This window comes from Arthrobacter sp. H5 (assembly GCF_000520595.1).
Taxonomy (GTDB): Bacteria; Actinomycetota; Actinomycetes; order Actinomycetales; family Micrococcaceae; genus Arthrobacter_D.
In genome coordinates this window covers 62,250-69,981 of record NZ_KI914983.1, presented here as the reverse complement: position 1 = coordinate 69,981, position 7,732 = coordinate 62,250, and the positions used below count along the sequence as shown (strand labels likewise).

At 64.2% G+C, this 7,732-nt stretch carries 10 protein-coding genes and 1 riboswitch; all 10 genes read right to left on the bottom strand.

The genetic code is table 11. The features are described from left to right. Positions 1-523: carboxylate-amine ligase (locus tag Y708_RS23130; protein ID WP_035775410.1), on the bottom strand; the 523-nt coding region annotated here is incomplete at its 3' end. 90 nt (positions 524-613) lie between these two features. Beyond that, on the bottom strand, positions 614-1,015 hold the full coding sequence (locus tag Y708_RS0105630) for a fluoride efflux transporter FluC (RefSeq protein WP_028279173.1): 402 nt from the start codon (positions 1,013-1,015) through the stop codon (positions 614-616). Further along, a complete protein-coding gene (locus Y708_RS0105625) occupies positions 1,012-1,419 on the bottom strand; it encodes a fluoride efflux transporter FluC (protein WP_028279172.1) in 408 nt (135 codons plus the stop codon). Before Y708_RS0105625 ends, Y708_RS0105630 begins: the two co-directional genes overlap by 4 nt. After that, entirely contained in the window at positions 1,416-2,141 is a 726-nt protein-coding gene (locus Y708_RS0105620) for a metal-dependent transcriptional regulator (protein WP_028279171.1), read from the bottom strand. The genes Y708_RS0105625 and Y708_RS0105620 overlap by 4 nt, the downstream gene beginning before the upstream one ends. Before the next feature lies 1 nt (position 2,142). Further along, positions 2,143-3,027: a metal ABC transporter permease gene (locus Y708_RS0105615; RefSeq protein ID WP_035775409.1), complete on the bottom strand. Its 885-nt coding sequence runs from the start codon at positions 3,025-3,027 to the stop codon at positions 2,143-2,145. A 1-nt stretch (position 3,028) separates the two neighbouring features. Further along, positions 3,029-3,805, bottom strand: coding sequence for a metal ABC transporter ATP-binding protein (locus tag Y708_RS23125; RefSeq protein WP_035775408.1), 777 nt, complete (start codon positions 3,803-3,805; stop codon positions 3,029-3,031). Then, positions 3,802-4,605: a metal ABC transporter substrate-binding protein gene (locus Y708_RS0105605; protein WP_343212953.1), complete on the bottom strand. Its 804-nt coding sequence runs from the start codon at positions 4,603-4,605 to the stop codon at positions 3,802-3,804. The genes Y708_RS23125 and Y708_RS0105605 overlap by 4 nt, the downstream gene beginning before the upstream one ends. Before the next feature lie 140 nt (positions 4,606-4,745). Beyond that, the gene (locus tag Y708_RS0105600) at positions 4,746-5,504 is read right to left on the bottom strand and encodes a class I SAM-dependent methyltransferase (protein ID WP_028279168.1); all 759 of its coding nucleotides are present in this window, start codon (positions 5,502-5,504) and stop codon (positions 4,746-4,748) included. Positions 5,505-5,541: 37 nt separating this feature from the next. Continuing rightward, positions 5,542-6,897: an aminotransferase class V-fold PLP-dependent enzyme gene (locus Y708_RS23120; protein ID WP_035775407.1), complete on the bottom strand. Its 1,356-nt coding sequence runs from the start codon at positions 6,895-6,897 to the stop codon at positions 5,542-5,544. Positions 6,898-6,935: 38 nt separating this feature from the next. Continuing rightward, a riboswitch (SAM riboswitch) is annotated at positions 6,936-7,050 on the bottom strand. Positions 7,051-7,117: 67 nt separating this feature from the next. After that, positions 7,118-7,732: inositol monophosphatase family protein (locus tag Y708_RS23115; RefSeq protein WP_035775406.1), on the bottom strand; the 615-nt coding region annotated here is incomplete at its 5' end.

Here is a 7,732-nt window from a genome sequence, read left to right as displayed (position 1 = left end):
TCCGCCAGCTGGCAAAACCGCTGTCCCGGTCCAGCCAATAAGGGGAATTGGTGCTCAACGCGGTGATGATGGGAAGCCAGGTCCGGATGCGGTTCAGTGCCTGCACACCGGTTTCCTTGTCCGGTATGGCCACATGGACATGGAGTCCATTGACAAACTGGTCGCCCACAATTCCCCGGGCGCTGGCCTTCAGCTCGTGGTAGCGCTGCTTGTCGGTCAGTTCGGGATAGGCTCCCGCGATCCGCGGCGCTGTGGCGGTCCCGCTGGCGCGCACCCCGGACTTCCGGGCCGCGGCGGAGAGCTGCCGCCGGAAGTTCAGCAGCGACTCCTCGGCTTCGGTGAGCGTGCTGCAGACGGGGGTGGCAGTTTCGATCTGGCAGCTGAGGAGTTCCCGCTGGATATCGCTCCCGGTGACTGTGTCCACGGTTTCGAGCAGAGCCTGCACATCGGAGGCGTTATAGACCGGCAATCCGGAGGACGGATCCAGCAGCAGGTACTCTTCCTCAATCCCCAGCGTGGTCATAGTGTCCCTTTTCTTCCGGCGATTGGTTGCTCCGGCTCTCATTGTAAGGAAGCTGACTGTGGCCGGTGCACGCAGTGATTTGGGAGTGCGTCACACACCGGCTGCCACCGTGATGCCGAGCGCCGCTGCCGCGAGCCCCAGCGTCAGGTTAGCAAGGAGATTGACGACGGCGGCGACCCTCCTCCCGCCCTGCCACAGGGACACGGTGGCAACGCTGAGCGTGCTGAACGTGGTCAGGCCACCCGCCAACCCGGCCGCAACTGCCGCGTACCCGTCCGGATCCATCCCTGCCGTGGACAGGAGCCCCCAGGCGAGCCCGATGATCAGTGACCCGGCGGTGTTGACCATCAGCGTTCCCACCGGGAGGTACGCACGCGGCGGGCGGTCGTGCCGTCGTCGTCGTTCGCGTTGTCCCTCTAGCCACACGTCCAGGCCAAATCGCGTGAGGGCACCCGCTGCTCCGCCGAGCCCAACCAGCAATGCTGTGATCATGCCGGGCGTCCCCCTCGGCCGAGAGCCATCCCCAGGGCGGCGGCGCCCAGCCCCAGCAGCAGGGACAGGCCCAGATAGCCGGCGGACAGCAGGCCCGGAAACGCGGTCGCCAAGGCAAGCGTGACCGCGGAGAAAGTAGTGAAGGACCCTACCAAACCCGGTCCCAGGCCCGCCTCAAACCAACGGGGTGTTGCGGGCCTGGCAGCCCACCGCGAAGTCAGAAACCCGAGGACCAGGCTGCCCGCGACATTGACCGCGAGGGTGGTCCAGGGAAACGCGCCTGCCAGTTCGGGAAACAGCAGCCCGAGTAGATATCTCGCCTCTGTGCCCAGAAACCCTCCGGCAGCAACAGCAAACCACACACCCGCAGTCATGGGTTTGGATCCGGACGCCTGAGGTGTCATTGAACCAAACTACAGCCGGGATGGCTCCCTACCGATTCGATCCACAGGGCACCAGTGAGTTCGTCGCCGAAGTCGAGCTCCCGCAGGCCGGGTCCCTCACCAAGACGGACGGTGAGAGGCCCGCCGAAGGGTTTCCTGCCCAACACTTCAACCTGTTCGCCCAGGCCAATGTCTTCGCCCGTAAGAAATCGCAGCAAATCCGGGTTGTCATCACTGATGCGCGCAATGCGGCCGGTGTGGCCGCTGTCGAGTTCCCGCATGGAATGTGCATTGGGCACGTTGATGGTGCCGGCCGCTGAGGGAATGGGATCGCCGTGCGGGTCCAGGAGCGGCTGCCCAAGCTTGGCATCGAGCCGGTCGATGAAGGTGTCGGAGACGGTGTGTTCCAGCAGTTCTGCTTCATCGTGCACTTCGTCCCAGCTGTAGCCGAGCTCCCGCACCAGGAAGGTCTCCAGCAGGCGGTGGCGGCGGACCATTGCCAGGGCCAGCTGGAGCCCTTCGGGAGTCAGCTCGACGGAGCCGTAAGGTTCGTGATGTACAAGTCCCAAATCCACGAGTTTGCGGATCATTTCCGAGGCGGAGGAATTGGCCACCGAGAGGCGCGCTGCCACTTGGGATGCTGTGATGGGCCGGTCCTGCCATTCGGTGAACGCGTAGATGACCTTGACGTAGTCCTGGACGCTGGAGGAATCGGTGCCCAGCGCCGTCGTTCTTCTCGCCATCTCAACCCACCATCCCGGTGGCCGGCAGCGCCGCCCGCTGGGAGCGCCGTCGTCGTCCCTGGCTGAGCAGCCCGGTGCGCGGCGCAAAGAGATACACGAGCACAAAGACCAGTGCCTGGGCGAGGACCACGGAGGCGCCCGTTGAGATGTCCAGGTAATAGCTTGCGTAGATGCCGGCGACCGAGGCGACAGCGGTGATGGACGCTGCGAGGATGAGCATCCGGTCAAAGCTCTTCGTCAGCAGGAATGCGGTTGCACCCGGGGTGATGAGCATAGCGACCACCAGGATGATCCCCACGGCCTGCAGCCCCACCACCACGCTGAGGGCCAGCAGGCCGAGCAGCAGCGTGGACAGGAGCTTCGTGTTCAGGCCGATCACATGGGCGTGCGTGCGGTCGAAGGCGAAGAGAGTCAGATCTCGCCGCTTGAACAGCACCACGGCGAGGGTAATGGCACCGAGGATCACCACCTGCCACAGCTCGCCGTCCGTGACTCCGAGCACATTGCCAAAGAGAATGTGCATCAGATCCACCTGCGACGGCGTTCGGGAGACAATCGCGAGGCCCACGGCGAATAGGGCGGTGAAGACCACGCCGATGACGGTGTCGGACTTCAACTTGGTGGTCGCTTTCACCCCACCGATAAGGGCCACCGCTCCCGCGCCGAAAATGAAAGCGCCAATGGAGAAGGGCACACCCACTATGTAGGCGAGGGCAACACCGGGAAGCACGGCGTGGGACACGGCGTCGCCCATCAGGGACCATCCCATGAGGATCAGCCAGCAGGAGAGCACGGAGGCGACGACGGCGGCCGCCAGCGTGACGATTAACGCCCGGGTGAGGAACCCGTACTGGAGCGGTTCGGTGAGGAAAGTGATCAGATCCACGTCATGCTCCATTCTGCGCGGGGACCGAGGAGGACCCTGCTGTCACAGGGCCAAAGGCGCGTGCCAGATTATGATGCGTCAGCACATCGGCAGGCAGCCCGTGGGCCAGGACGCGGTTATGCAGGAGTACGGCCTCGTCGCAGAGTTGGGGAATGCCGGCCAGATCATGCGTGGACACGAGTGCGCTGCGGCCTTCGTTCCGCAACTCCCGGAGCAGGTCCACCAAGGTGGCCTCGCTGGCCTTGTCCACGCCGGCGAATGGTTCATCCAGCAGCAGCAACTGCGCGTCCTGGGCAATGCTCCGGGCCACGAAGGCACGCTTCTTTTGTCCGCCCGAAAGTTCACCGATCTGCCGGTTCCGCAGCTCAGCCAGGCCCACGCGCTCCAGAGCCGCTTCAACCGCTGCGCGGTCCCCGCGGGACGCCCGTCGGGATGGTCCCATGTGGGCATACCGGCCCATCAGCACAACATCGCCCACCGAGATGGGGAACGTCCAGTCCACGTCTTCCGATTGCGGCACGTAAGCAACCATCCGCTTTTTTCGGGCGCTCTGGTGGTCCAGCCCAAAGATCGCAAGTGTTCCACGCTGCGGCTGCACCAGCCCCATGATGCACTTGAAGAGCGTGGACTTTCCCGACCCGTTGACGCCGATCAAGCCGCACACCTGACCCGGCTGCAGCTCGATACTCACGTCGCTGAGCGCTGTGACGTCGCCGTAGCTGACGGTCAAATGTTCGACGGCGATGGCCGGGTGTCGCGGATACGCGGGGGTAGTCACTGGCTGAGTCCTTCGGTGATAATTTTAATGTCGTAGCGGAGCAGCTCGAGGAAGGACGGTACGGGGCCGTCCGGTTCAGACAGAGAGTCCACGTAGAGGGGGCCCACCAGCTCGGCGCCCGTCGCGAGGGCAACCTGTTCCTGCGCCGAAGGATTAACCGTGGATTCGCAGAAGACGGTTGGAACGTCGTTTTCCTCCACGAAGCGGATGACGTCCTTAATTTGGCGGGGTGTGCCTTCGTTGTCGGAATTGACCGGCCAGATGAATGCCTCGTCAAGTCCGGCATCGCGGGCCAGGTAGGAGAATGCCCCCTCGCAGGTGACAAGCGCGGGTGTGGAGCCGGCCTGGTCGAAGGATGCACGGAGCTCCTCCAGCATGGTTTGCAGCTCAGCTTTAAGGGCGCCCCCGTTGTCGCTGAAATCATCGGCGTGGGCAGGACTGAGTGTGGAGAGTGCCGCCACGATGTTGTCCACGTAGGTCTGGGCGGCTTTGGGGGACATCCAGGCGTGCGGGTTTGCCAGCCCGCGGTAGTTGCCGGATCTGATATCCACTGGCTCCACGCCCTCGGAGAGCACCACGTGCGGGGCGTCGACCGACAGCACAAAGCGTTCGAACCACCGTTCGAGTCCCAACCCGTTGTCCAGGATCAGGTCAGCATCCTGGGCGTTGATGAGATCAGACGGGGTGGGTTCGTACCCGTGGATCTCTGCTCCCACCTTGGTGATGGACTCGACGCGGACATGCCCTCCAGCAACGGTTTCCGTCAGATCTGCAAGGACGGTGAATGTGGTGAGAACCATGGGCCGGTTGTCCTCTTCGGCTGCTCCACGCTGTGCTGTGGCCGCGCTGCAGCCGGTGAGCGTGAGCAAACAGCAAATGAGGAACACCCAAAGACGATTTTTCGGCATACCTAAATCTACTGTTCAGGCATGCCGGATGTCTATCCGGTGTGGGCACGCCAACTGTGGGTGAAGTAGGGCAGGTCAAGGCACTCTGCAGCGGAGAAGCCCAGATGCTCGTGCAGGTACCAGTCAAGATTTCCCTCGACCTTCCGCCTGGTGGTCTCGCTGGCGTTCTGGTAATAGCTGCGGGACTTGGCCAGGTCCACAATGTCCCCGGTGGTGAGCGACTGCGTCCAGCGGGTTACGTGGCTCTCCAAACCGGCCAGGGTAGGACCCGGATCCGGGCGGTACTCCGGCCTGAAGACATCGCCGGCGTGCATGATGCGGGAGAGCCGATGCACCCAGGGCAGAGAGACATCCAGTTGGTTCCAGACCAACCCCAACCTGCCTCCAGCTACCAGTATCCTTGTGGCTTCTGCACCCGCCGCGTATGCGTCGCACCAGTGCCACGCCTGCGCAATCACTATGAAGTCCACCGAACCCGTTTCCAGCCCGGTGCTTTCGGCGGTACCGACAACGGTGCGTACCTCCGGCAGTGTGCCACGGAGGATGGCCAGCATGTCAGTGGACGGGTCAACCGCGACCACCTCCAGCCCCCGGTCCACGAGTGCTCGGGTAAATTTTCCCGTTCCCGCGCCGATATCTGCGGCGCCCGCGGAACCTTTGGGCACCAGCCAGTCGACGGCCTCGAGCGGGTACCCGGGTCTCACCCGGTCATAGCGTTCGCTGCCTTGGAGATAGCCCTGGGCCAGTTGACGCCGACGGTGCTGATCGAGCCGCGGTCCACCTCTGGTCATAGGCACAGTTCATTAAACCACCCGCTTCGGCGGGAGGTTAGTCGGTGGTGCACGGGGCGGCGCCTGCCGTGCCGGGCGTGTTCGGTGCCCAGTCCGGGAACGTCCGCGTCTCAACGGCGGGTACCCAGCGGCCGGCATCCACCACGTAGTCCCGGCCCAGACCGTTGTCCAACAGGTGGGCCAGCCCGCTCAGCAGCCGCTCGACGTCGTCGTGCCGTGAACCGAGCCCGAAACTCGCGCGGAGTGAGCCGGACGGCAGCCCCAGGCGGGTGAGGAGCGGATGGGCGCAGAACTTGCCGTCACGCAGCCCCACTCCAAACTCGGCGGAGAGGTACGCCGCGACCAACCCGGCGTCGTATCCTTGCACTGAAAAGTTCACCACGCCAATGGAATCGACACTGTCGGAGAAAATACGGTGTACCCGAACCTGGGGAAGCTCGTCGAGACCGGCAACGAGGGCGGCGCGCAGTTCGCTTTCGTGGGCCTGCCAGCGCTGCTCATCGAGTCCCGTGATCACCTGGGCAGCATGCGCGATGGCCGCCGCGCCGATGACGTTCGGTGACCCGCCCTCGTGCCGTGCGGGTCCGGTGGTCCAGGAGACCGACTCGAGCCTGACCGTCTTCACTGCTCCACCGCCGGCAAGGTGCGGGAGGCCGGTGTCAAGCCAATCTGCCCGGCCAACCAGCACTCCTGCCCCATACGGCGCATAGAGTTTGTGCCCGGAAAAGGCGACGTAGTCGATGCCGTCGCTGCCGATGTCCAGGCGGCGGTGCGGGGCGAGTTGTGCTGCGTCCACCACTATGCGCGCGCCGTATTGATGCGCCAGTGCGGCGAGCCGTGCCACCGGAAGGACCTCTCCGGTCACATTCGAGGCGCCGGTCACCGCCAACAAAGACACCGTGCCGTCCACCAGTTCCCGCTCCAACGCGGGCAGGGTCCCCTCGATGGTGTCCGCAGCCACCACGCTCCTGTGCGGTAGTTTCTGCCAGGGGAGCAGGTTGGCGTGGTGTTCCAGGTCAAGGTAGAGAACGTCCCCGTCCTGCGGCAGGCAGCCGGCCAGCAGGTTGAGCGAATCCGTGGTGTTGCGGGTGAAGATCACCGCATCGTCTTCCCGTGCTCCGACGAAACGCCTCACAAGGGTCCGGGCATTCTCATACAGCGAGGTCGAAATCTGGGATGCGTAGCCTGCCCCGCGGTGAACGCTGGCGTAGTACGGGAGCACTGTCTGAACGTACTGGTTGACCTGTTCAAGGGCCGGTGCCGAGGCTGCATAGTCCAGGTTGACGTAGCGTGCCACCCCGCCGTCGATCAGGGGGGCCATCAGTTCGCCACCGACCACGGGCGCTAGCGGGTGGTGGGAAGTGATGGGTAATCGTACGGTTGAAGTGCTCATCAGTGCCTCACTGGTCTTTGGGGACCCACAGCAAAGTGTGTCCGCGCTTGCCGAGTCCGATGTGGGGACGGCCTGGTCGTCACCCGGGGCACCCCGCCGCGAAAGGAGGGTTGCCGGCCAGCAAACCGGGGTTTTACGCTGGCACTCGTGACCAATAGGAACAGCTTAGGACAAGAGGCTCTTGCCGGTCAGCTTTGTTACGTTTGCCTGCACCGGCTTGTCAGAGCAGGTCGTCCACGGCCGGATTGAGCATCCTCAGCACTTCGCTGTGGAGGACGCTGTTGGTCGCCAGGGCGTTGCCGCCAAACGGGCCGTCCGCGCCTTCCAACGATGTGAACCGCCCACCGGCTTCGGTAACGATCGGCACGAGCGCAGCCATGTCATAGAGATTCAGTTCCGGTTCGCAGGCGATGTCCACAGCACCCTCGGCCACCAGGCAGTAGGACCAGAAGTCGCCGTAGGCCCTGGTGCGCCAGACCGACTCGGTCAACGACATGAATTCCGGCAGACTCCCGCGGTCCTTCCAGCCGGACAGGCTTGAGTAGGACAGCGATGCATCCGACAGTTTTGAGACGCTCGATACGCGCAGGCGGGTTGCGGCGGCCAGGGACTTGCCCATGAAGGCGCCGGTCCCCGTGGCTGCCCACCAGCGCTTGCCCAGCGCCGGGGCGCTGACTACGCCCACTACCGGACGTCCTTCGTCCACCAGTGCGATCAGGGTTGCCCACACCGGGACGCCGCGCACAAAGTTTTTTGTTCCATCAATGGGGTCAATGATCCAGCGGCGGGCTCCGGCGCCGCTGCTGCCAAATTCCTCGCCAAGGACGGCGTCGCG